The 23,452-nt window shown below is 62.0% G+C and carries 23 protein-coding genes; 16 read left to right on the plus strand and 7 right to left on the minus strand.

The genetic code is table 11. The features are described 5' to 3' along the window. The first annotated feature begins 228 nt into the window (after positions 1 to 228). Positions 229 to 1,335, plus strand: a complete 1,107-nt coding sequence (locus GVL52_RS16890) for a TRAP transporter substrate-binding protein (protein ID WP_160009168.1) — start codon at positions 229 to 231, stop codon at positions 1,333 to 1,335. Between the two features lie 336 nt (positions 1,336 to 1,671). Here GVL52_RS16890 and GVL52_RS16895 read toward each other — a convergent pair whose 3' ends face one another. Next, positions 1,672 to 3,192: a TRAP transporter large permease subunit gene (locus tag GVL52_RS16895; protein WP_160009170.1), complete on the minus strand. Its 1,521-nt coding sequence runs from the start codon at positions 3,190 to 3,192 to the stop codon at positions 1,672 to 1,674. 21 nt (positions 3,193 to 3,213) lie between these two features. Next, positions 3,214 to 3,753: a TRAP transporter small permease subunit gene (locus GVL52_RS16900; protein WP_160009172.1), complete on the minus strand. Its 540-nt coding sequence runs from the start codon at positions 3,751 to 3,753 to the stop codon at positions 3,214 to 3,216. 367 nt (positions 3,754 to 4,120) lie between these two features. Here GVL52_RS16900 and GVL52_RS16905 point away from each other — a divergent pair, with 367 nt between their 5' ends. From GVL52_RS16905 to GVL52_RS16935, 7 genes are all read left to right on the plus strand, one after another. Further along, positions 4,121 to 6,427, plus strand: coding sequence for a bifunctional diguanylate cyclase/phosphodiesterase (locus tag GVL52_RS16905; protein ID WP_160009174.1), 2,307 nt, complete (start codon positions 4,121 to 4,123; stop codon positions 6,425 to 6,427). Positions 6,428 to 6,574: 147 nt separating this feature from the next. Further along, positions 6,575 to 7,327: a hypothetical protein gene (locus GVL52_RS16910; RefSeq protein WP_160009176.1), complete on the plus strand. Its 753-nt coding sequence runs from the start codon at positions 6,575 to 6,577 to the stop codon at positions 7,325 to 7,327. A gap of 203 nt (positions 7,328 to 7,530) precedes the next feature. Beyond that, positions 7,531 to 7,755, plus strand: a complete 225-nt coding sequence (locus tag GVL52_RS16915) for an aa3-type cytochrome c oxidase subunit IV (protein WP_160009178.1) — start codon at positions 7,531 to 7,533, stop codon at positions 7,753 to 7,755. Between the two features lie 100 nt (positions 7,756 to 7,855). After that, positions 7,856 to 9,004 carry a Re/Si-specific NAD(P)(+) transhydrogenase subunit alpha gene (locus GVL52_RS16920; RefSeq protein ID WP_160009180.1) on the plus strand — a complete coding sequence of 383 codons (1,149 nt, stop codon included), beginning with the start codon at positions 7,856 to 7,858 and terminating at the stop codon, positions 9,002 to 9,004. Continuing rightward, positions 9,004 to 9,402, plus strand: a complete 399-nt coding sequence (locus tag GVL52_RS16925; protein WP_160009182.1) for a proton-translocating transhydrogenase family protein — start codon at positions 9,004 to 9,006, stop codon at positions 9,400 to 9,402. Before GVL52_RS16920 ends, GVL52_RS16925 begins: the two co-directional genes overlap by 1 nt. Before the next feature lie 7 nt (positions 9,403 to 9,409). Next, the gene (locus GVL52_RS16930) at positions 9,410 to 10,804 is read left to right on the plus strand and encodes an NAD(P)(+) transhydrogenase (Re/Si-specific) subunit beta (protein WP_160009184.1); all 1,395 of its coding nucleotides are present in this window, start codon (positions 9,410 to 9,412) and stop codon (positions 10,802 to 10,804) included. 147 nt (positions 10,805 to 10,951) lie between these two features. Then, positions 10,952 to 11,344 (plus strand): DoxX family protein, encoded by a 393-nt coding sequence (locus tag GVL52_RS16935; RefSeq protein WP_160009186.1) that lies wholly within the window; start codon positions 10,952 to 10,954, stop codon positions 11,342 to 11,344. A gap of 41 nt (positions 11,345 to 11,385) precedes the next feature. Here the strand turns inward: GVL52_RS16935 and GVL52_RS16940 are convergent, their stop codons facing one another. From GVL52_RS16940 to rpsU (GVL52_RS16955), 4 genes are all read right to left on the minus strand, one after another. After that, the gene (locus tag GVL52_RS16940; RefSeq protein WP_160009188.1) at positions 11,386 to 13,044 is read right to left on the minus strand and encodes a sensor histidine kinase; all 1,659 of its coding nucleotides are present in this window, start codon (positions 13,042 to 13,044) and stop codon (positions 11,386 to 11,388) included. A gap of 218 nt (positions 13,045 to 13,262) precedes the next feature. Further along, entirely contained in the window at positions 13,263 to 14,339 is a 1,077-nt protein-coding gene (locus GVL52_RS16945; RefSeq protein WP_160009190.1) for an FAD-binding oxidoreductase, read from the minus strand. Positions 14,340 to 14,366: 27 nt separating this feature from the next. Next, positions 14,367 to 15,236: a tetratricopeptide repeat protein gene (locus tag GVL52_RS16950; protein WP_160009192.1), complete on the minus strand. Its 870-nt coding sequence runs from the start codon at positions 15,234 to 15,236 to the stop codon at positions 14,367 to 14,369. Between the two features lie 133 nt (positions 15,237 to 15,369). Continuing rightward, positions 15,370 to 15,594, minus strand: coding sequence for a 30S ribosomal protein S21 (gene rpsU, locus GVL52_RS16955; RefSeq protein ID WP_160009194.1), 225 nt, complete (start codon positions 15,592 to 15,594; stop codon positions 15,370 to 15,372). A gap of 437 nt (positions 15,595 to 16,031) precedes the next feature. Between rpsU (GVL52_RS16955) and GVL52_RS16960 the strand changes: the two genes are divergently transcribed. The 4 genes from GVL52_RS16960 (at position 16,032) to GVL52_RS16970 (ending at position 17,218) form a co-directional block, all read left to right on the plus strand. Beyond that, complete coding sequence (locus GVL52_RS16960; RefSeq protein ID WP_160009196.1) at positions 16,032 to 16,241, plus strand: cold-shock protein; 210 nt, start codon at positions 16,032 to 16,034, stop codon at positions 16,239 to 16,241. Positions 16,242 to 16,366: 125 nt separating this feature from the next. Beyond that, positions 16,367 to 16,657 (plus strand): cold-shock protein, encoded by a 291-nt coding sequence (locus tag GVL52_RS30915; protein ID WP_244619208.1) that lies wholly within the window; start codon positions 16,367 to 16,369, stop codon positions 16,655 to 16,657. Between the two features lie 54 nt (positions 16,658 to 16,711). After that, positions 16,712 to 16,951 (plus strand): 30S ribosomal protein S21, encoded by a 240-nt coding sequence (rpsU, locus tag GVL52_RS16965; RefSeq protein ID WP_007527643.1) that lies wholly within the window; start codon positions 16,712 to 16,714, stop codon positions 16,949 to 16,951. 39 nt (positions 16,952 to 16,990) lie between these two features. Further along, positions 16,991 to 17,218 (plus strand): hypothetical protein, encoded by a 228-nt coding sequence (locus GVL52_RS16970; protein ID WP_160009198.1) that lies wholly within the window; start codon positions 16,991 to 16,993, stop codon positions 17,216 to 17,218. 324 nt (positions 17,219 to 17,542) lie between these two features. Here GVL52_RS16970 and GVL52_RS30920 read toward each other — a convergent pair whose 3' ends face one another. Beyond that, positions 17,543 to 17,908, minus strand: a complete 366-nt coding sequence (locus GVL52_RS30920; RefSeq protein ID WP_244619209.1) for a BA14K family protein — start codon at positions 17,906 to 17,908, stop codon at positions 17,543 to 17,545. 248 nt (positions 17,909 to 18,156) lie between these two features. Between GVL52_RS30920 and GVL52_RS16980 the strand changes: the two genes are divergently transcribed. The 4 genes from GVL52_RS16980 to GVL52_RS16995 are packed head-to-tail and all read left to right on the plus strand — an operon-like array spanning position 18,157 to position 23,307. Then, positions 18,157 to 19,410: a sarcosine oxidase subunit beta family protein gene (locus GVL52_RS16980; RefSeq protein ID WP_160009200.1), complete on the plus strand. Its 1,254-nt coding sequence runs from the start codon at positions 18,157 to 18,159 to the stop codon at positions 19,408 to 19,410. Positions 19,411 to 19,422: 12 nt separating this feature from the next. After that, complete coding sequence (locus tag GVL52_RS16985) at positions 19,423 to 19,761, plus strand: sarcosine oxidase subunit delta (RefSeq protein WP_160009202.1); 339 nt, start codon at positions 19,423 to 19,425, stop codon at positions 19,759 to 19,761. Beyond that, positions 19,758 to 22,766, plus strand: coding sequence for a sarcosine oxidase subunit alpha (locus GVL52_RS16990; RefSeq protein ID WP_160009204.1), 3,009 nt, complete (start codon positions 19,758 to 19,760; stop codon positions 22,764 to 22,766). The genes GVL52_RS16985 and GVL52_RS16990 overlap by 4 nt, the downstream gene beginning before the upstream one ends. After that, complete coding sequence (locus tag GVL52_RS16995) at positions 22,759 to 23,307, plus strand: sarcosine oxidase subunit gamma (protein ID WP_160009206.1); 549 nt, start codon at positions 22,759 to 22,761, stop codon at positions 23,305 to 23,307. Before GVL52_RS16990 ends, GVL52_RS16995 begins: the two co-directional genes overlap by 8 nt. Positions 23,308 to 23,452: the final 145 nt, after the last annotated feature.

Raw genomic sequence — 23,452 nt, forward strand, 5'->3', positions numbered from 1 at the left:
GCGGGCGGAATTGCGGCGTTGCGGCCGGGGAGTGGCCGGCGTTATCGCGACAGGCTGTCACTAAGTCGCTGATTCCGATCGAAATGCCTGTCCCGCCATATTGGTGTCTTGATCCCAAAGACTAATGGGCTGGCGCTTGAAACCCCTGCGTCCGCATGCTTAGCTTCCCGTCGTTCTGCGGGTGGGGAGAGTTTGGCCTCGCAGCACCATCCATATGGGAGGTTATCGATGGATCGTCGTTCATTCTTCAAAAAGGCAGGAACAACAGGCGTCGGCGCCGTTGCTGCAACGGCCCTGGCGGCACCCGCCATCGCGCAGGAAAATCCGAAGATCGCCTGGCGCATGACGTCGTCGTTTCCAAAGAGCCTGGACACGATCTATGGCGGTGCCGAGGACATCTCCAAGCATCTGGCCGCCTCGACCGACGGCAATTTCACCATCCAGCCGTTTGCTGCCGGCGAGATCATTCCCGGCCTGCAGGCGGCAGATGCGGTCAGCGCCGGAACGGTGGAAGCGGCGCATACCTGCTCCTACTATTTCGTCGGCAAGGACCCGACCTACGCCATTGGAACGGCGATCCCCTTCGGCCTCAATGCCCGGCTGACCAATGCCTGGTTCTACCAGGGCAACGGCAATACGCTGATGAATGAATTCTACGCCACGCAGGGCATCTACGGGCTGCCGGCGGGCAATACCGGGGCTCAGATGGGCGGCTGGTTCCGCAAGGAAATCAATACGCTCGACGATCTCAAGGGGATCAAGATGCGCATCGCCGGTCTCGCCGGCCAGGTGATCAGCAAGCTCGGCGTCATCCCGCAGCAGATCGCCGGCGGCGATATCTATCCGGCGCTGGAAAAGGGCACGATCGACGCCTCGGAGTTCGTCGGTCCCTATGACGACCTGAAGCTCGGCCTGCACAAGGTCGCCAAGTATTACTACTATCCCGGCTGGTGGGAGGGCGGGCCAACGGTGCATGCCTTCTTCAACCTGGAAAAGTGGAACAGCCTGCCGAAGCACTACCAGGCAGCACTCAACGACGCCTGCGCCTTTGCCAACACCAACATGATGGCGAAGTACGACATGAAGAACCCGCCGGCGCTGAAGCAGCTGGTGGCCGAGGGCGCGACGCTGCGGCCGTTCAGCCAGGAAATCATGGAAGCCTGCTTCCAGGCCTCGCTCGGCATCTACACCGAGATCTCGGCATCGAACCCGTATTTCAAGAAGATCTACGAGGACCAGACGGCGTTCAAGCGCGATGCCTATCTGTGGATGCAGCTGTCGGAGTACACGTTCGACACGTTCATGATGATCCAGCAGCGGGCAGGGAAGATCTGACGTCTTTTCGGTTGCTGTTTGTGCGATGTCCTCGGCCTTGTGCCGGGGACCGGGCACGTCGGTAGACATGCGACGTTGCGGATGGGGCGGTGTGTTTTCCTGTCGCCAAGTGTCCACTCACGTTGCGTATGACGAGCTCTCAGCAGATCCTCGGGACAAGCCCGGGGACGACGGCGGAGAAGTGTGATTCGTTCGCTAAGTTGTTGAAACAGAGACACTTTCGTCATCCTCGGGCTTGTCCCGAGGATCTAATCACGCCACCAGTGACGCAACGTTGCGCGTATCGGTCGGGCCAACCGATGCGATAACCGAAGCGCTGTCGGAAAGCGTCGTTGCTTATTTGATCACCGGCGGCTGGCTCAGATCCGTGGGCGCCGGTTTGGCTGGCACGCTTGGTGCTCCCGGCAGGCCGTTCATCGGCGGCAGCGTCAGTCCCGGCATGCCCGGCGCGCCCATCGGCGGCAGGGAAAGCCCGTTGCCGTTGAAGCCGGGGACCTCGATCTTGATGGTGTTCGGATCGACCTGCGGCCCCTTGGTCAGCCAGTAGGTGACCGATTGCGGCCAGAAGATCACGATGGCGACGAGGATCAGCTGCATGCCGACCCAGGGCAGGGCGCCCATGTAGATGTCGGATGTCTTGACGTCGCGGCTGGCGATCGAGCGCAGGTAGAACAGCGCGAAGCCGAAGGGCGGGTGCATGAAGCTGGTCTGCATGTTGACGCAGATCAGGACGCCGAACCAGATCAGGTCGATGCCCAATGCCGAGGCCACCGGCGCCAGCATCGGGATGACGATGAAGGCGATTTCGAAGAAATCGAGGAAGAAGGCCAGCACGAAGATGAAGATGTTGACGAAGATGAGGAAGCCGACCGGGCCGCCGGGGATGCCGGACAGCATGTGCTCGATCCAGCGCGAGCCGTCCATGCCCTGAAACACCAGGCTGAAGCAGGTGGAACCGATCAGGATCATCACCACCATCGACGTTATGTGCATGGTCGAGCGCATGGCATCCTGCATCAGTGGCCAGGTGAGGCGGCGGTGCATGGCGGCCAGCGCCATGGCGCCGACGACGCCGAGCGCGCCGGCTTCCGTCGGTGTCGCCAGTCCCATGAAGATGGTTCCGAGCACCAGGAAGATCAGCACGATCGACGGCACCATGCCGGCAAGCACCTTCAGCAGCAGCGCCCAGGTGAAATCGCCGCGGACTTCCTTGGGCAGCGGCGGCACCGAGCCTGGCTTCACGATCGACAGGATCAGGATATAGCCCATGAAGATCGCCACCTGCAGGATCGAGGGGCCGATGGCGCCGAGATACATGTCGCCGACCGACTTGCCGAGCTGATCGGCCAAGACGACGAGGACCAGCGAGGGCGGGATGACCTGGGTGATGGTGCCGGAGGCGGCGATGACGCCGGTGGCAAGCCTGGGGCTATAGCCGTAGCGCAGCATGATCGGCAGCGAGATGACGCCCATGGTGATGACCGAGGCGGCGACCGTGCCGGTGATGGCGCCGAGCACGGCGCCGACCAGGATGACCGCATAGGCAAGGCCGCCGGGAATGCGGCCGAACAGCTTGCCCATGCCTTCGAGCAGGTCTTCCGCCAGGCCGCAACGCTCGAGGATGGCACCCATGAAGGTGAAGAAGGGGATGGCGAGCAGCAGGTCGTTGGAGACGATGCCGAAGAAGCGCAGCGGCAGCGCCTGCAGGAAGGCCTCGGTGAAGTGGCCGGTGGTGATGCCGATGATGCCGAAGAACAGGCCGACGGCGGCCAGCGAAAAGGCCACCGGAAAGCCGTAGAGCATGAACAGGACCATGCCCACGAACATGGCCGGCGGAATGATGCCGAAATCAAACAATAGCTGTCCTCCCGGGCCTGCTTACTGCAGCGGCTTTTCGTATTTGGTTTCGATGTCGAGATGGCCGGACAGCGCTGCGATGCGCTTGATCAGCTCGGAGATCCCCTGCAGCGTCAGCAGCGCGAAGCCGGCGAGCAGGATCAGCTTCACCGGCCAGCGGATCAGCCCGCCGGCATTGGAGGAGACTTCCCCCTGCTGGAAGGAGAGCCAGAAGAACGGCCAGCAAAGCCAGGTGAGGAAGATGCAGGCCGGGATCAGAAAGACGATCAAACCGATGGTGTCGATCCAGAGCCGTGCCCTATCGGAGACCGCCCCATAGATCAGGTCGACGCGGACATGCTCATTCATCCGCAGCGTGTGGGCAGCACCCAGCACCACGACAAAGGCGAAGAGATACCACTGGATCTCGAGCCAGCCGTTGGAACTGTAATTGAACGAGTAGCGGATCAGGGCGTTGGCGGCGCTGATCAGGCAACAGAACAGCACCATATATTCGGCAAGCTTGCCCATGAACTGGCTGATGGCGTCGATCAGCCGGCTGACGGTCAGAAAAACCGGCATGCTTCTCCCCCTGTTTTCACGGGTTTTACGCCGTATCTCCCGCTTCGATTGGTAGAGCAGGGGTTTTGAAATTGGAAGGGGAAAGCCCCGATGTTGGAGTATAGTCTTATATCGAGCCATGCCAGGATGCGTGGCCGCGAGAGCATCCGCCACTCGCCGCGGCGCCGGCGGCGTTTACCGCTGCGGAAGACGACAACCTGGGGATGGGACGCATTCTCGCAAAACATCCCCGACAAGCTGCAAAAACGGCCGTTCAATTGTAGTGTTCGCGTCATAATTGTAGAAAAATCTACCAAATCTGTTGTTTACAGGAAATCAATTTTTAAAGGGTTGGCGATAAAGTGCTTGCGTACAGGGAAAATATTGGATGAAGCCAGATAGCCCGAGCAGGGTCCCTACGGATGTATATTTGTCGTTTGTGAGTTCCCTCTCGGGGAACCGCACGACGCTGTTTGCTGGCGTCATCGTGCACATTGCGACATGCCTGGCGATTGTCTTCAAGACAGGGTCGTCGGTGTACATCCTGCTGGCTGCCGCCTTCCTGCTCGTCTTCTGTGCCCGCATGGTTACCTTCCGCCTGTTCGATCGGGTCGACAAGGACACGCTTTCGCGCGCCGGCATCGAGCGCTGGGAGCGGATACTGGTTGCCGGTGCTGCCTGCACGACGACCTTGCTCGGCATCTGCAGCGGCTATGCGATCTTCACCCTGCACGATTCATTTTCGGAACTGGCCTGCATTTCCGTGACCATGGCGACCATGGTTTCGGTGGTCGGACGCAACTACGGTTCGCGTATGGCTGTGGATCTACAGACATTCTCCTGCTGCCTGCCGATGATCATCTGCAGCCTGATGGCGATGGATTTCTATCGCGGCATCCTGTCGATCTTCCTCATTCCGTTCTGGCTGACGACACGGGCGATGGCCAACGGCGTGCGCGAGTTCCTCTACGAAAACGTCATTGCGCGGCGCGAGATCACCCAGATCGCCGACCGGTTCGACACCGCGCTCAACAACATGCCGCACGGCCTGGTCATGGTCGATGCCGAAAGCCGCATCCAGGTGGTCAACCGCAAGGCATGCGAGCTTCTGAAGATCGGGGCGCCGGAGCGTCTCAAGGACCGCGATCTTGGCGCGGTGCTGCGCTATGGCGCGCGCTACAATTTCATGGATGCGTCGCAGCCGGAGCTGATCCTTCGCCAGTTGACGCATGTCGCGGAAGGCAAGCTGTCGCGCACCCTCATTCATTTTCCCGAGGATCTGTCGCTCGAATTCTCGGCCAGCCGCCGCGCCGATGGCGGCGCCGTCTTGATCTTCGAGGACGTTTCGAGCCGTGTGAAGGCCGAACAGAAGATCCTGCACATGGTCCGCTTCGACGCGCTGACCGGGCTGCCGAACCGCGAATATTTCAGCCATCTCGTTCAGGACTATCTGAACAAGCACCCGCGCAAGCGCGGCCCCGTCGGCTTCATGGTTCTCGATATCGACGAGTTCAAGCATGTCAACGACATGCGCGGCCATATCACCGGCGACCGTCTTCTCTGCGCCATTGCCAACCGCATCGAGGAGCGCTCGCGCAAGGCGATCGTCGGGCGGTTGATGGGCGACCAGTTCATCCTGTTCTTCCCGCATGCCAAGGACAATGAAGCGCTGGATACGGAGATCCGTCGCGTTCATGCCGAGATTCAGGGCAATTACGAAGCGGACGACGTGACCTTCCTGGTCTCGCTGAGCGCCGGCTTTGCCATCCTCGAGAGCGATGCCTTTGCCATGGACGAATGGAGCATCAAGGCCGATCTGGCGCTGTTCGAAAGCAAGTCGAAGGAGCGTGGCGACATCTCCGGCTTCGAGCGCGAGATGGATGGCCGCTACATCGAAAAGCAGAAACTCAAGGCGGACCTGCGCGAAGCGGTCGCCGCACAGGGCCTCAACATTGCCTACCAGCCGATGTTCAAGGCCGATGGATCGCGGATCGAATGCGCCGAGGCGCTGGCGCGCTGGGTGCATCCCGAAAAGGGCTCGATCCCGCCCGATGTGTTCATCCGGCTTGCCGAAGACATGGGCATCATTTCCGACATCACGCGCTTCATCCTGATGAAGGCCTGCGTCGATTGCATGACATGGCCGGATCACATCGCGGTCTCGGTCAACCTTTCGGCCCGCGACCTCAGGGACGCCGACATTCTTGCCGTGGTTGCCGAAGCGCTGAAGAATTCCGGACTGAAGCCGGAGCGGCTGCATCTGGAGATCACCGAGAGCTGCCTGATCGACGAGCCGGCCGCGGTGCGCGCCATCCTGGCGGAACTGCGCAGTGGCGGCATCACCATTGCCATCGACGATTTCGGCACCGGCTTCTCCAGCCTCAGCTATCTCGACACGCTGCCGCTTGATATCATCAAGATCGATCGTTCATTCCTGCGAAACATCGTCGAGGACGGCCGCCGGCTGAAGCTGCTGCGCGGCACGGTCAACCTCGCACGCGAGCTTGGCCTGAAGATCGTGACCGAAGGTGTGGAGACGACCGAACAGCTGGCGCTCCTCAACAAGTACCGTGCGACCGACCTGGTCCAGGGCTACGTGTTCTCGCCGCCGGTGCCCTCGCAGAACATCGTGCTTCTGCAGGAGGCCATCGGCCGCCGCACCCCCGTTCATCGCCGTCGCAACCACGTCGCCTGAATAACCCCTGAAACCACAGGGGCATTTTCGTGACGATTGTGGGCCGTTAACCTTAACAACTTAAATACGATTAAAATTATCTTAATTCCTTGCCTTCTGCTTCGTTATCGGATGATTAATGGTCCGTTAACGAACGGGTGGGTCACAATGTCAGAGTCGCATTCCAGTGTCAGTGAGTTTAGCCGTAAGATATTAGAAGTTTTAGATAATGTTGAATATCGCCGCGTCGAAAGCAGCGAAGATCTCGATCAGGTAGAACGCCTGCGCTACAAGGCCTACAAGGCTCACGACGTGCTGGCTCTGGCCCCCAAGGGCCTCCTTGACGATAGCGATTTCGATAGCCACGCCTATGTCTTCGGGCTCTACTATTATGGCGAAATGGTCAGCACCATCCGGGTTCATTATGTGACACCCGAGCATCGGCTGAGCCAATCGGGCGGCGCTTTTCCCGAAGCGATGGATTCGCTTCTGGATGCAGGGCTGACGCTGATCGATCCGGCACGGTTTGCCGCCGACCCCGAGATGACCGCCGATCTCTCATGGATCCCTTACCTGACGCTGCGGCCGACCATCGTCGCTGCTGCCTATTTCCGGGCAAGCCGGGTCCTGCAGTTCTGCCGTCCGCCGCATGCCGCTTTCTACAAGCGGGTGTTCTACGCCGATACCATCGTGCCAGGCCAGCTGGCGAAGAACTACGGGATCGACATGACGCTGATGGCGACCAACGTGATCGAAGTCGGGCGCAAGCTCCTGACCCGCTATCCGTTCTTCATCTCCAGCGCCAGCGAACAGCGGATGATGTTCTCGCGCAATCCGAACGATACGCTGCCGCCGCTGACCATCATCCCGACGGCGCGCTTCGTGCCGCAGGGCCAGCTCGGCACCGATCTGCCGCTCTGATCGGGCGCATGCCAGTGCATGACCCTCAAAGGCTTCAACCTCAAAGGCATGAGACTGCCGCTGCCTGCGGCATTCTCATGCATTGCGCTTTGCGGGGCTTTGTGTAATTCCTCTTGCGGGACGTTTCGTCGTGGGAGCGAGGAAACGCAGGACGTCAGCGGTCGCATCATCATGCCGGCCGGGATTTGAGGGAGACGATATTCATGGCCGAGCACAATACCGGACCTGCCGAAGTCGGCGCGCCGATGGACTATGATGCACATGAGAGCACCTACAACGCGTTCCTGGCGGCCGCGAAGTTCGGTTCGCTGTTCATCGTTGCCCTGTTGCTCGGCATGACCGCCGGCTTTTTTGCCGGTGCCGGCCTGCTTGGCGGCATCGTCGTCATGCTGATCGTCTTCATCGCCGGTATGGTCCTGCTGCGCTAGAGCGCGGGCGAAGGCGACTTTCCAAAAAAGACTTGTGACTGCATGCTTGAGCTGAGCAGGGAGACCTGCTGCGGCCTTGCTGACCCGGAGGAGGGGGCGGTTGGGCAATATCGTTTTCGTGGCCAAGGAGATCACGGCGGATGAGACGCGCGTTGCGGCGTCTCCTGAAACCGTCAAGAAGATGAAGGCGCTCGGCCTCGACGTGATCGTCGAGGCGGGGGCCGGCAAGTTTTCGCGCATACCCGACAGCGAGTACGAGGCCGTTGGCGCCCGGATCGGTTCGCTCGGGGCGGCTGCCGGCGCCGACGTGGTGCTGAAGGTGCGGCGGCCGGGCGAGGCCGAGATTGTGGCTTACAGAAGCGGCGCCATCGTCATCGCCATCATGGACCCCTACGGCCACGACGAGGCCATCTCGGGCTTGGCGAAGGCCGGGCTTTCGACCTTCGCCATGGAGCTGATGCCGCGCATCACCCGGGCGCAGTCGATGGACGTGCTCTCCTCGCAGGCCAATCTCGCCGGCTATCAGGCGGTTATCGAGGCGGCGGCGGTCTATGATCGCGCCCTGCCGATGATGATGACGGCGGCCGGCACGGTGCCTGCTGCCAAGGTGTTCGTGATGGGTGCCGGCGTTGCCGGACTGCAGGCGATCGCGACCGCGCGGCGGCTCGGCGCTGCCGTCTCGGCAACCGATGTTCGCCCGGCGGCCAAGGAGCAGGTGGCCTCGCTGGGCGCCAAGTTCATTGCCGTCGAGGACGAGGAGTTCAAGGCGGCGGAGACGGCGGGCGGCTATGCCAGGGAGATGTCTGCGGCCTATCAGGCCAAGCAGGCGGCGTTGGTTGCCGAGCATATCGCCAAGCAGGATATCGTCATCACCACGGCGCTGATCCCCGGCCGTCCGGCGCCAAGGCTGGTGTCGCGGGCGATGCTTGCAACAATGAAGCCGGGAGCGGTGGCCGTCGATCTGGCGGTCGAGCGCGGTGGCAATATCGAAGGCGTCAAGCCGGGCAAGATCGCCGATGTCGATGGCGTCCGCGTCATCGGCTTTGCCAACATGGCGGGGCGGATCGCGGCCAGTGCCTCGGCGCTCTATGCCAAGAACCTCGTCACCTTCCTCGAGACGATGATCGACAAGGAGACCAGGGCGATTGTCCTCAATCTCGACGACGAGCTGATCAAGGCGACGATGCTGACCCATGCCGGTGCCGTGGTGCATCCGGCATTCGGCGGTCAGACGAAAGGGGAAAAGTGATGGCCACGGAACAGATGGACCGGGCGCTGGAGCAGCTGAACCACGCCGTCGGCGCGGTGGCCACGGCCGCCGCCAATGCGCCAGAGGTGGCCAGTGCCGCCACCGGCGGGGTGATCGATCCTTTCGTCTTCCAGTTCGCGATCTTCGTGCTGGCGATCTTCGTCGGCTATTACGTCGTCTGGTCGGTGACGCCGGCGCTGCATACGCCGCTGATGGCCGTCACCAATGCGATTTCCTCGGTGATCGTCGTCGGTGCGCTGCTTGCCGTCGGCATTTCGACCAGCGGGCTGGCGACCGGCTTCGGCTTCGTGGCGCTGGTGCTTGTCTCGGTGAACATCTTCGGCGGCTTCCTTGTCACCCAGCGAATGCTGGCGATGTACAAGAAGAAGGACAAGTGAGGCCCTGATGCAGAGTATCGCAGCCTTCCTCTATCTCGTCTCCGGCGTCCTTTTCATCCTCGCATTGCGCGGCCTGTCGCATCCGGCCACCAGCCGCAAGGGCAATCTCTACGGCATGGTCGGCATGGGGATCGCCATCCTGACGACGCTGACGCTGGCAACGCCCTCCTTCGGCGGGCTGGCGCTGATCGTGCTCGGCCTGGCGATCGGCGGCGGGGCGGGTGCCTATATCGCCCGCGTCATCCCGATGACGTCGATGCCGCAGCTGGTTGCCGGCTTTCACTCGCTGGTCGGCCTTGCCGCGGTGCTGGTGGCAGCGTCTGCGCTCTATACGCCGGCCTCCTTCGGCATCGGCGAGATCGGCCTGATCCACACCGAGGCGCGCGTCGAAATGGCGCTCGGTGCTGCGATCGGCGCGCTGACCTTCACCGGCTCGATCATCGCGTTTCTCAAGCTCGACGGGCGGATGTCCGGCAAGCCGATCATGCTGCCGTTCCGGCATGTGATCAATGCGGCGCTGCTGGCGCTCATCGTGTTCTTCATCATCGGGCTCGGCGCCTCGGAAAGCCATTTCGACTTCTGGGCGATCGTCGCCCTGTCGCTGGCGCTCGGCGTGCTGCTGATCGTGCCGATCGGCGGGGCGGACATGCCGGTCGTCGTGTCGATGCTCAACTCCTATTCGGGGTGGGCCGCGGCCGGTATCGGCTTTACGCTCGGCAATCTGGCGCTGATCATCACCGGCGCGCTGGTCGGCTCTTCGGGGGCGATCCTCTCCTACATCATGTGCAAGGGGATGAACCGGTCGTTCGTCTCGGTGATCCTCGGCGGCTTCGGCGGCGAGGCGTCATCGGGTGCCACCGACAATTCCGACAGAAGCGTGAAGCTCGGCTCGGCCGAGGACGCGGCCTATCTGATGGCCAATGCCTCCAAGGTGATCATCGTGCCGGGCTACGGCATGGCGGTGGCGCAGGCGCAGCATGCGCTGCGCGAACTGGCCGACAATCTGAAGAAGAACGGCGTCGAGGTCAAATACGCCATCCATCCGGTGGCAGGCCGCATGCCCGGCCATATGAACGTGCTGCTCGCCGAAGCCAATGTCTCCTATGACGAGGTGTTCGAACTCGAGGATATCAATTCCGAATTCGCACAGGCCGATGTCGCCTATGTCATCGGCGCCAACGACGTCACCAATCCGGCGGCGCGCGACGACAAGACCTCGCCGATCTACGGCATGCCGATCCTCGACGTCGACAAGGCCAAGACCTGCATCTTCGTCAAGCGCTCGCTCGGCTCCGGCTATGCCGGGATCGACAATACGCTGTTCTACAAGGACGGGACGATGATGCTGCTTGGCGATGCCAAGAAGGTGACGGAAGAGATCAACAAGGCGATCAATCACTGAGATGTCGCGACGCGGGTGTAGGGGATTTTCCCAGGCGCGCGCGTATATCCGCTTGATATCAATCTTATCCTGAGGCAATCATTCAGAATAATTCGCCGTGTACGTGCATTCCCATAGATAAACCCTGTTGTTGAATGGATGTTGCACATGGACCGCGAAGTCTCTCGCTTCAGCATCATTGCCGGTTGGCTTCTGAGTTTTGTCGTGTCGCTGGCATTGCTTGCCGATGCCGGCGTCAATATTTTCTCTCCGCAGACGATGGCGCCGGAGATGGCGGCGTCGGGCTTTCCGCCGGAACTCGGCTCTGCGCTCGGCCTGATCATTATCGTCTGCGTGGTGCTCTATATCATCCCGGCGACCGCCGTGCTCGGGGCGATCCTGATGACGGGGTTCCTGGGCGGGGCGATCAGCATCCATTTCAGGCTCGGCGAGATCTTCTCGCCGCCGCAGCTGATCTGCCTGATTCTCGGCGTTCTTGCCTGGGGCGGTCTTTATCTGCGCGATGCCCGTATCCGCAACATCATCCCGATCCGCCTTTGAGCGCGAGGTCCGAGCGGCGATAGAAACTGGCAGGCCCAGCGTCAGCTGCGCTCCAGGACGCGGCGTGGCGCCGTCAGTTCCCAGCGCAGGCCTTCCGGCTTGAAATCGACGGATACGTTGCCGCTGAAGGCGGCAGCGGCGTGGTTCTTTATGACTGTGGTGCCGAAACCCGAACGCTCGGGGGCGGTGACCGGCGGGCCGTTCCTTTCCTCCCAGATGACGCGCAGCATCTCTTCGGCATGCTTGTCCTCCTGGATGCCCTGCCAGTAGAGCCTGACGCGGCCCTGGGGCACGGAGAGGGCGCCGTACTTGATCGAATTGGTGGCGAGTTCGTGCAGGGTGAGGCCGAGGTTCTGCACTGCTTCCGGCTTCAGCATGAAATCGGTGCCTGATATCTCGATCTGTTGCAGCGCCTGCGGGAAGGCTTCCAGATGAATGTCGATCACGCGGCGCAGCGAAGCGCCGGCCCATTGCTCGCTGGTCAATAGCTGGATGGAGCGCCCCAGACCCTCGAGGCGGTCGGCGACGGCGGCCTGGAACTCCTCGACGGAGTTGGTCTGCTTGCCGATCTGGCGCATCATCGCCTGGGCGAGCGCCAGGATATTCTTGGTGCGGTGAACGAGTTCGTTCATGACGAAATGCAGCCGGTCTTCCGTCTGGCTGCGGTCGAAGGAGGCGTTGGACAGCGCCACGGCCACCTGGTTGGCCTCGATCACGCTGGTTTCGATCGGCGCGACGATATGACCTTCGCCCATCCGGTTTGCCATGTCGGCAATCGAGCGGATGGTGGTGCGGACCTGGCGGGCCACCGCATAGGCGGCAAGGATGGCCACCAGCATCAGGGCAATGCCGCCGATGATCAGGAAACGCCATGTCGTGAGGATCGAGGCCTGGGCGGTGGCGACCGGCCCCCAGATCACCGCCTTCCACGACCAGCCGGGGATCTGCGCGTAGCCGAGCAGGGCGTGGGGCAGCACGTCCTTGTCCTCGTAGACGCCGCTGGAATTGACCAGCGAGGGCAGGATGCGCGGATCGAAGGGTTTGCCGAAGGCAAGGTTGGTGGCGCCGGCAGAGGCGACGACATGGCCGCTCTGATCGACGATCGCCGCCGACCAGTCGGCGGGAAGGCCCTCGGTCGAGACCAGCTTGGCGAGATCGTCGGCATTCTGGGTGATGATCAGCGCTGCAACTTTGCCGATGTGAACCGGCATGGCGACATTGTAGACCCACTCGCCACTGGTGCGGCCCATGAACACGTCGGAGGCCTCGATGCGGCCGGAGCGCATCACCGATTCGACCGAGCGCATATTCGCCGTCTTGCCGAGCGGGGTGCCATAATCGACACGGGTGTTGAGCAGCAGCTGGCCCGTGCTGTCGACCGCGAGCACATAGAGCGTGTCGGCGCGCATGGCGGTTTCGGTGCGGGTATGAAAGGCTTCGAAGTCACTGTGCTCGAGCTCGGGCGAGGTCGACAGCAATCTCAAGGTCGTGGCCATGTCCTGCAGCTGGCGATCGACGGCGCGTGCCATTGCGGTCGCGTCCTGGGCGGTCTCGCGCTTGAGGATCGAGCGCTGGTTGTCTTCCAGCTGGCCGAGCAGCAGCGCCACCAGCGCGAAGATCGGCAGCGCGACAGCCACCGCCATCGCGATCAGATAGGTGCCGATCGATGCCTTGGGGAAAAAACGCATGCTTCGCTTCATCGGCAGAAGCGTCGCATAACGACTGAGCGGCAATCGCCGAAAGTGCTTTGTGAACGCGCTAAAGCGACCATCCTGACCACGACACCTATCCTCAACGCGCCATTACATACCCGATAGCCTGCTATCGAACCTGCTGCATGTTAGGGGCAGGTCCGAATGCTTGCAACACACTAAAGCATGTCGGCAGGCATTTCGTCGGACGGTGTGGCGTTGCGATTTCAGGCGAACCGGGAGAGGCGGAAAGGCGCCAGCATCGGGTCGGCCTCGCCCTTCAAAATCTCGCTGGAGGCGAGCAGGCCGGCCAGCGGTGCCAGCGTCACACCGGAGTGCATGAGCGCGATGTAGAGGCCGTCGCAGGCATTGCCGATGATCGGAAAGCCGTCCTTCGGTGTCGGCCGGTAGCCGACGGTGAAGAAATCCATGGCGAGCGACGGGCTGTCCGTCAGGCTGTTGCGGACCTTGTCGAACAGGGCGGCAGCGGTGGCATGCTGATCTTCGCCGGGTGCGGTGCCGCCAAAGTCGCTGCCGGCAATGATCCGGCCCTCGGCGGTCTGGCGCATGTGCAGCTGCGTGGCCAGAACCAGGCCGTTCAGACGCCTGGCGTGCGGCCGCGAATGAACAATGAGGCCGGCCGGGGTTTCGATCGGCAAGTCGATCTCGATGCTGGCGGTCAGCGGCGGCGTGCCGGCGCCCGATGCAAGCACCACATGATCGGCTTCGATCACGCCGGCAGAGGTGACCACGCCCGATATGCGCTCTCCGGTGCGGATCAGGCCGCGCACCGTCGCATTGCGCAGGGTCGCGCCACGCGCCTGCGCATCGGCGAGCATCATCCGGGCCGCGGCCACAGGCTCGACGGCGCCTTCTTCGGCGACAGACAGAGCGAGATCGGGAATGACGGCAAGATAGGGCTCGCGGGCCTTGATCTGATCGCGGCCGATGTGTTCGATGCCGTAGCCCCAGGCGCCCTGCTCGGCAACGAAGGCCTCGCGTCTGTCGGCCGGCAGGTCCCAGCCGATGCTGCCGCACCATTCGAGCGGCAAGCCGGGCAGTTCGGTTGCCAGCCGCTTCCATTCCGCCATCGAGCGGCGGCGGAAGTGGAAATAGAAATCAGGATTGCCGGAGCTGGCGTTGATCCAGGCAAACGAGCAGGGGGTGGCGACGCCGCCGTTTTCTTCGGCAACCACGGTAACGCTGGCGCCGTCGCGGGTCAGGTGCCAGGCGATCGAGGCGCCGATGATGCCGGCGCCGACGACGATGACATGTGGCCCGACAGTTTGCAGTCTGACAGCCATCGTCGTCTCCCGTCGCTCGTGGTCGGTTTAACCGGCGGTCGGGACGCCTACGCGGGCCAGGCCATCCTTGGCCGGCTGGTATTTCGGGTCGAGGCCGATGGCGTGGCGGTAGGAGCGCGCGGCCTTCTGCTTGTCGCCCCGGCGCTCGTAGACCAGCGCCTGGTTGGCCCAGGATTCGGCGATGTTGCCGTTGAGTTCGATCGCGTGGTTGAAGTCGGCAAAGGCGTTGTCGTCGTCATTGGTGGCGATATAGGAGATGCCGCGGCCGTTATAGGGCTCCGGCGAGTTCGGCGCCAGCGAGATCGCCTTGGAGAAATCGTCGATCGCCTTGTCCTGCTGGTTGCGCTTCTGGAAGAGCAGGCCACGATTGTGGTAGGCGCGGCCATCGGTGGTGCCGTTCTGGATCGCCTTGTTGAAATCGCTGAAGGCGGCGTCGTCCTGGCCGGCGGTGCGGTAGACGTTGCCGCGGCCGATCAGAGCCACGTCGTAATTCGGGTTGAGCTGCAGGGCGGCGTTGTAATCCTGGATCGCCTGCTGCTGCTGGCCCATGTTGCGGTAGACGAGCGCACGGTTGGCGTAGGCCTGGTAGAATTTCGGGTTGAGCTGCAGAGCGGTGTTGAAGTCGTTCAGCGCTGCGCGGAAATCACCGCCGCGACCATAGGCGGAGCCGCGAACGTTGTAGCCCTCGGGATCGCGCGGGTTGGCGTTGATGACCGAGGTCAGCGAGGCGATGTTTTCCTGCGAACCCTGCGCCTTGTCGATGCGGATGACGGCATCGGTGGTGTTGTTCGTCGTGCAGCCAGCAAGGCCAAGGGCAGCAACAAGCGCCAGTGCCGGCAGAGCGGCAATCCTGTTCGGCGCACGCAAGGAGCGGGTGTTCGACATCATATCAGCCATGCGGGCTCGTTTTCCCCAATACGGCCGGCCGGTCATCGACGGGCAGGCTTAAGCAGCAAACAAAAAAGGCGGTGGCGACCAGATCGCCCCCGCCAACATGCATTTGAAAACGTCGAAATAACGACGGGAACGTTTAACGTGCAGCCGGACTAGCAACACCGCTTTCGCGCTGCATCCGCTTGCGAGCAAGCTTGCGAACACGACGAACAGCTTCGGCGCGTTCGCGAACGCGCTTTTCCGAAGGCTTTTCGTAGTAGTCGTGCATTTTCATTTCACGGAAAACGCCTTCACGCTGCAGCTTCTTCTTGAGAGCGCGGAGAGCCTGATCAACATTGTTGTCGCGGACGAGTACCTGCACGAGTGTCACGTTCCTTTGGTTCGGTTGATGCCGGGGTCAGCGCAGTGACCGGGGCAAGAAATATTTGTTCCGCGCGGCGGCGCCTCGCGAATGGGGGCGGGATTACCAGATCACCGGGCGTGAGTCCATATGGATCAGCGGGTCTGAGCGGAAAAATCCGGGCAATTCCGGGCTCAACTTCGCCGTCAGCGCATTTTTCCGTTTACAGCGTCGCGGATTGGTCGCATGCTGCTGTGCACAAGCTGATGGTTGCATTGCGGGAACGGCTATTTCCGGTTCATTCCTTGCATCTGTAACCTTTTGCTCTATAATCGGCCCATCGACCATTGCTTGTGACCTTTGTCAAAGAGCCAAACGCTCCGTCAGATCTCCTCTCAAAATCGATCAAACCCAGGGAATACTCTCTGGGTAATAACGAGCATTGAAAGGCGATCGTTATGACTACAGGTACCGTAAAGTGGTTCAACAGCACCAAGGGCTTCGGCTTCATTCAGCCTGACGATGGCGCTGCTGACGTATTCGTTCACATCTCGGCTGTCGAACGTGCCGGCATGCGCGACCTCAAGGACGGCCAGAAGCTGTCTTACGAGCTCGTTGCCGACAAGCGTTCGGGCAAGAATTCCGCAGACAACCTGCGCGCTGAATAATTGTCATTTGCCTTGGCTGACCACGGATGTACCGGCAGCTGCAGGCAATTGACGGGAGAGGTCGGGTTTACACCCGGCCTTTTATGCTTTTTTAAGAAACGCGACGATAGCTCGGTAAGAAGACAATGGCACTCACTCCCAGATTCGCTGTCGGAGACATGATCGTTCTGAAAGATGGCTTCGTCCGCACGGACACGGCCAGACGGACATGTACGATTTCTGCCGTGCTTCCCTCCGACGGTGGTCGTGGGCGGCAATACCGGGTTCGCTTCGCGACCGAGAATTTCGATCGTCGTATCGTCGAAAGCGATATAGACACCAACCAACCGGCATCTCCGATGCCAAGCAACGAAACCGTGGCGATTGTCGAGACCGGGTCTTGGCTCAAGTCTTCTAGCATCAGGGTCAGGAAATAGTCTCCGGCTCCGTCACTAACTGGCAACCCAGTTGCCGCACGAAAGGAATAGAGTTTGCAGGTTCTCGTCAGGGATAACAATGTCGATCAGGCGCTTCGCGTTCTGAAGAAGAAAATGCAGCGCGAAGGTCTCTTCCGCGAGTTCAAGGCGCGCAGCGCCTATGAAAAGCCATCTGAAAAGCGCGTTCGCGAAAAGGCTGAAGCCGTTCGTCGTCAGCGCAAGCTGGCCCGCAAGAAGCTTCAGCGCGAAGGTCTGCTTCCTGCTCCGAAGAAGGCTGTGCGTCCGGCACGCTGATCCGCTTTCGGGCAGATCGTTCAGATAGAGAGAGTGCAGATGACTTCAAACAATGAATTCTTCAATCAGGCCAAGCTCTCATCACGCGATAAGGCAGCTGTCACCGACACGACAGCCAGGGCAATCGTATCAGCCGAGGCCGCGGCCCGCGAAAAGAAGACGGAAAAGCTGAAGGCGCTACGCCTGCAGCAGGCTGCTGAAGCCCCGCCTGAGGTTGTCCCCGCAAAGAAGAAGCGGGCGGCATCCAAGACCGCGTCCTCCTCCTAACACGTGCCGCGCGTCATCCGACGCGCACCGGCACTCTCCCGGTCTCCGGGTTTCCAAAAAGCACAATGGCATCAGGCCCTCCGGGCCTGTGCCACTGTTTGCGGTTTTGGATGGCGATGGGCCTTGTGGTTGCCATCTGCCCAGTATGGCCTCGACCACATCAGTTGGCTGCGAGCTCCTGCTGCCACGCCTTCGAAGCGAGCAATCCTCGTTCGGGCTGAAATTATCGCCTTGAAAGATCGCTTTCGAGCCTTTCCAGAATAGTCCAGATACGAAAAAGGCCGCATCTGACATGCGACCTCGTTTGCTGTTGCCATTCACGCTCTAATCGCGGAGATAGCGACGGCCGTTGTGGTAGTAGTAACGGTTGTGATTGCTGTTGGCGATTGCGCCACCGATGATTGCGCCAGCTGCCAGGCCGCCGATGATGGCAGCGCCGTTGCCGTGATGGCTGTGATGACGGTCGCGATAGTTGTGGCGGCGCCAGTCGTCGCGGCGGTCGTGACGGCGATCCCAGCCGCGGCGATGATCGCGCCAATCGACATTCTGGATATCCGAACCGCGTGCATTTGACTGCTGTTCAATGCCATTGACGGGCTGAAGTGGCATGGCCTGCACGGGCGCTGTCGCAGTCAGCGCCATCAGAGCGCTCAAACTGCCTGCAGCCATTGTCGTCATGAATTTTCTCATATCGAGATCCTTTCGGTTACCTACATAAACGTTTGTGCGCAATCTAGGTTCCATCGGGGTGACGCCGCAGGGCTCCGGCGCTGGCGACGTTGCCGGCGAGCGAGGCAATCGCGCCTCATCCGTCGCAATCTTTCGCCGTGTCAAAACAAAAGCCACTTCGCGTCGCAAAAGAAACGTTGTGCCGCTTTTGGATTTGCGATTTGTATGGCCGACGACAAGGGATCTTTCCCCCAAGGAGATGAATGCGGATGCGCAGATATTCGGTTTTTGCCGTGGCACGGGAGGCCCTTCGCGGCCATAAGGGCTGGGACAAGCAGTGGACTTCGCCCGAGCCGCGTTCCGAATACGACGTCATCATCATCGGTGGCGGCGGGCACGGGCTGGGTGCGGCCTATTATCTCGCCAAGGAGCACGGCATCACCAATGTCGCGGTGATCGAAAAGGGCTGGCTCGGCGGCGGCAATACCGGCCGCAACACCACCATCATCCGCTCGAACTATCTCTACGAAGAGAGCATGGACATTTTCGAGCACTCGCTGAAGCTCTGGGAGGGCTTGAGCCAGGAGCTCAACTACAACGTCATGTACTCGCCGCGCGGCGTGATGATGCTGTCGCACAATGTGCACGACCAGCAGTCGTTCAAGCGCCATATCCATGCCAACCGGCTCTACGGCATCGACAATGAGTGGATGTCGCCGGAGCAGGCAAAGGCCTACTGTCCGCCGCTCGATATTTCCGCCAGCGCCCGCTACCCGATCAACGGTGCAGCGCTACAGCGCCGCGGCGGCACGGCGCGTCACGATGCGGTGGCCTGGGGCTATGCCCGTGCGGCGTCCGATCGCGGCGTCCACATCATCCAGAATTGCGAAGTGACCGGCATCCGCCGCGGGCCCGACGGGCGCGTCACCGGTGTCGATACCTCGCGCGGTTTCATCGGTGCCAAGAAGGTCGGCGTGTCGGCGTCCGGCCACAACTCGATCGTCATGTCGATGGCCGACGTGCGGGTGCCGCTGGTCAGCAATCCGCTGCAGGCGCTGGTATCCGAACCGCTGAAGCCGATCTTCCCCTGCGTGGTGATGTCGAACACCGTGCATGCCTACATCTCGCAGTCCGACAAGGGCGAGCTGGTGATCGGCGCCGGCACCGACCAGTATGTCTCGTACAGCCAGACGGGCGGGTTGCAGATCATCACCCATACGCTGGATGCGATCTGCGAGCTGTTCCCGATGTTCCGCCGCGTCAAGATGATGCGCCAGTGGGGCGGGATCACCGACAACACGCCGGATCGTTCGCCGATCCAGTCGAAGACGCCGGTTCCCGGTCTCTACGTCAACTGCGGCTGGGGTACGGGTGGCTTCAAGGCGACGCCGGGTTCGGCGCATCTGTTCGCGCATCTGATCGCCCGCGACGAGGCGCACAAGCTCGGCGCCGGCCTGACGCTCGACCGTTTCCGCACCGGCCGCCTGATCGACGAGGCAGCTGCCGCTGCCGTCGCGCACTGACACGAGGATATCATGCTTCTCATCTACTGCCCCTACTGTCAGGAAGACCGCTCCGAGCTGGAATTCCACGGCGCCGGCGATGCGCATATCGCGCGCTCGGAAAACATCGCCGCGATCTCCGACGAGGAGTTCGCGGAGTATTTCTTCCTGCGCGACAATCCCAAAGGCATCATCTACGAGCGCTGGCGGCACCTGCACGGCTGCGGCCGGTTCTTCAATGCGGTGCGCGACACGATCAGCGACAAGTTCGTCATGACTTACAAAGCCGGTGAGCCGAAGCCGGAGATCGGGGCGGCTCCTGCGCCTGCTGCTGTCGAAACCTATGAAGCGACGGAAGGAGACGCACGATGAGCGGCACCAATCGCATCTCCGGCAAGGGCCGGCTGACGCCCGCCAGAACCGCGCGCTTCACCTTCGATGGCAAGACCTATACGGCGCTCGAGGGCGATACCGTCGCCTCGGCGCTGATTGCCAACAACATCCACCTGGTCGGCCGCTCGTTCAAGTATCACCGCCCGCGCGGCATTCTCTCGGCCGGTGCCGAGGAGCCGAACGCGCTGATCGACGTATCGCGCGACAGCGCCCGCAAGCAGCCGAACGTGCGCGCCACGGTGCAGGAAGTGTTCGACGGCATGATCGTCGAATCGCAGAACCGCTTCCCGTCGCTGGCGTTTGATATCGGCGGCATCAACAATCTGATGGCGCCGTTCTTTGCGGCCGGCTTCTACTACAAGACCTTCATGTGGCCGCGGGCTGCGTGGAAGCATGTCTACGAGCCGATCATCCGTCGTGCCGCCGGTCTGGGCGTCGCCCCGAAGGAAGCAGATCCCGATCACTATGCCAGCCGTTACGCGCATTGCGACGTGCTGGTCGTCGGCGCCGGTGTCGCCGGTCTTTCGGCGGCGCTGGCTGCAGCCAAGGCCGGTGCCAAGGTGATCCTCTGCGACGAGCAGGCGGAAGCCGGTGGGGCGCTGCGTTTCGACAGCAGCGTCAGGATCGATGGTCTCAACGGTTTCGACTGGGCGCAGAAGACGATTGCCAGCCTGAAGGCGATGGACAATGTGCAGGTTCTCTCCCGCACCACGGCTTTCGGATACTACAACCACAATTTCATCGGTCTCGCCGAGCGCGTCACCGATCACGTTGCCAATCCCGGCCGCGACCTGCCGCGCGAGCGTCTCTGGCAGGTGCGCGCCAAGCGCGTCATCCTCGCCAATGGCGCCATCGAGCGGCACATGGTGTTCCCGAACAACGACCGTCCCGGCATCATGCTGGCCTCGGCGGCGCGGATGTATCTCAACCAGTACGGCGTTACCGTCGGCCAGAAGGTCGGCGTCTATACGGCGCATGATTCTGCCTATGAAGCCGCCTTCGACCTGAAACGAGCAGGCGTCGAGATCGCTGCGATCGTCGATTGCCGCCAGACGCCTGGCGCTGAAGTGCTGGCCGAAGCGCGTTCGCTGGGGATCGACGTTCTTGCCGGACAGTCGGTGGTCAACACCGCCGGCAAGCTGCGGGTTTCCTCGATGACCGTTGCCCGCAACGGCGGCGGCTCGCCGCGCAAGATCGCTGTCGATGCGCTGCTGGTGTCGGCCGGCTGGACGCCTTCGGTGCATCTGTTCTCGCAGTCGCGCGGCAAGGTGGCCTTCGAGCCGGAAAGCCAGCGCTTCCTGCCCGGCACCTATGCGCAGGATTGCCTTTCGGTCGGTGCCTGCAACGGCACCGACGATCTGCAGCAGACCATCGAGGAATCGCTGGCCGCCGGCGAGTTGATGGCCCAGGCCGCAGGCAAGTCGGCCGGAGGAGAATCGTCGGGCGGCAAGATCAGCCTGTCTTCCGAGCAGGCCTATCAGTGGACGGGCGGGATGATCGGGGCTGCCGAAGGGGCGGGTCCGGAGACCAGCGCCAAGGCGTTCATCGATTTCCAGCACGACGTCTGCGCCAAGGACATCCGCCTTGCGGTGCGCGAAGGCATGCACTCGATCGAACACATCAAGCGCTTCACCACCAACGGCATGGCGTCCGACCAGGGCAAGCTGTCCAACATGCACGGCCTGGCGATTGCCGCCGAGATGCTCGGCCGGCCGATCCCGCAGGTCGGTCTCACCACCTTCCGCGCGCCCTATACGCCGGTGACCTACGGCACTCTGATCGCCCATTCACGTGGCGAGTTGTTCGACCCGACGCGCAAGACGCCGCTGCACCAGTGGGAAGAAGCCCAGGGTGCGGTGTTCGAGGATGTCGGCAACTGGAAGCGTGCCTGGTTCTATCCGCGTGCCGGCGAGACGATGCATCAGGCGGTTTCGCGCGAATGCAAGACGGCGCGCGATGTCGCCGGCGTGTTCGATGCCTCGACGCTCGGCAAGATCGAAGTCGTCGGCCCGGATGCCGCCGAATTCATGAACCTGATGTACACCAACGCCTGGGACACGCTGAAGCCCGGCAAGTGCCGTTACGGCATCATGACCCGCGAAGACGGCTTCGTTTATGATGACGGCGTCGTCGGGCGTCTGGCCGATGATCGCTTCCACGTGACGACGACGACGGGCGGTGCGCCGCGGGTTCTCAACCACATGGAAGACTATCTGCAGACCGAATTCCCGCATCTGAAGGTGTGGCTGACATCGGTGACCGAGCAGTGGGCCGTCATTGCCGTCCAGGGGCCGAAGGCGCGCGACATCATCGCGCCGCTGGTCGAGGGCGTGGATCTCTCCAACGAGGCCTTCCCGCATATGAGCGTCGCCGAGTGCACGGTCATGGGGGTTCCGGCGCGGCTGTTCCGCGTGTCGTTCACCGGCGAAGTCGGCTTCGAAATCAACGTGCCGGCCGATTACGGCCAGGCGGTGCTGGAGGCGGTCTGGGCCAATGCCGAGCCGCTCGGCGCCTGCGTCTACGGCACGGAGACGATGCACGTTCTTCGCGCCGAGAAGGGCTACATCATCGTCGGCCAGGATACGGACGGCACTGTGACGCCCGATGATGCCGGTCTTTCCTGGGCTGTCTCGAAGAAGAAGACCGATTTCGTCGGCATTCGCGGGTTGAAGCGGCCGGATCTGGTCAAGGAAGGCCGCAAGCAGCTGGTCGGCCTGATCACCAAGGATCCGATGCTGGTGCTGGAAGAGGGGGCGCAGATCGTTGCCAACCCGAACCAGCCGAAGCCGATGACCATGCTCGGTCATGTGACCTCGTCCTACTGGTCGGAAAATCTCGGGCAGTCGATTGCCTTCGCACTGGTTGCCGGCGGCCGGGCGCGCAAGGGCGAGACGCTCTACGTGCCGATGCCCGACAAGACGATTGCCGTCGAGGTTGTCGACATGGTGTTCTTTGACAAGGAAGGAGGCCGCATCAATGGCTGATACGGCAGTTCGCAAATCCGTTCTCTCCGGCAAGAGCGGCGGCTCTGCCGCCGTGCGCCTGACCCCGGCACCTCACGCCAGCCGCGTATCGCTGCGCGCACCGGCGCAATCGCTGGCAGCACTTTCGGCTGCACTCGGCCTGACCGTGCCGAACGCGCCGAAGACATCCGGCCGCTCGGACGGTCGCTCGGCGCTCTGGCTCGGCCCGGACGAATGGCTTGTCATCGACGAGAGCGGCGCTGACATGACGGCGGCGCTCGCCAAATCAGGCGTGCTGCACTCGGCGACCGATGTCTCGCACCGCAACGTGGCGATCATCGTCTCCGGCCCGGGCGCCGAGACCACGATTTCGGCCGGCTGCCCGCAGGATCTGTCGCTCGAGACGTTTCCGGTTGGCGCCTGCACCCGCACGATGTTCGGCAAGGCCGAGATCGTGCTGTTCAGGACCGAGGAAGACACGTTCCGGGTGGAGTGCTGGCGCTCGTTCGGCGACTTCGTGTTCGGTCTGCTGACTGAGGGTGCTGCAGACGCGGCGCATTGAATGCGGTTGCCGGGGGCGATGACGCTCTATGGCGGGCGGTCTCCCGCGACGTCGGCGTCGTCCTCGGGCCTGTACCGAGGATAATCTGATCACGTTGCTTGATCTGCGACGTCCGTGGATGGTCGTTCAAGTCGCACCAAAAGCG

The organism is Rhizobium sp. 18055 (genome assembly GCF_902706285.1).
GTDB lineage: Bacteria > Pseudomonadota > Alphaproteobacteria > Rhizobiales > Rhizobiaceae > Rhizobium.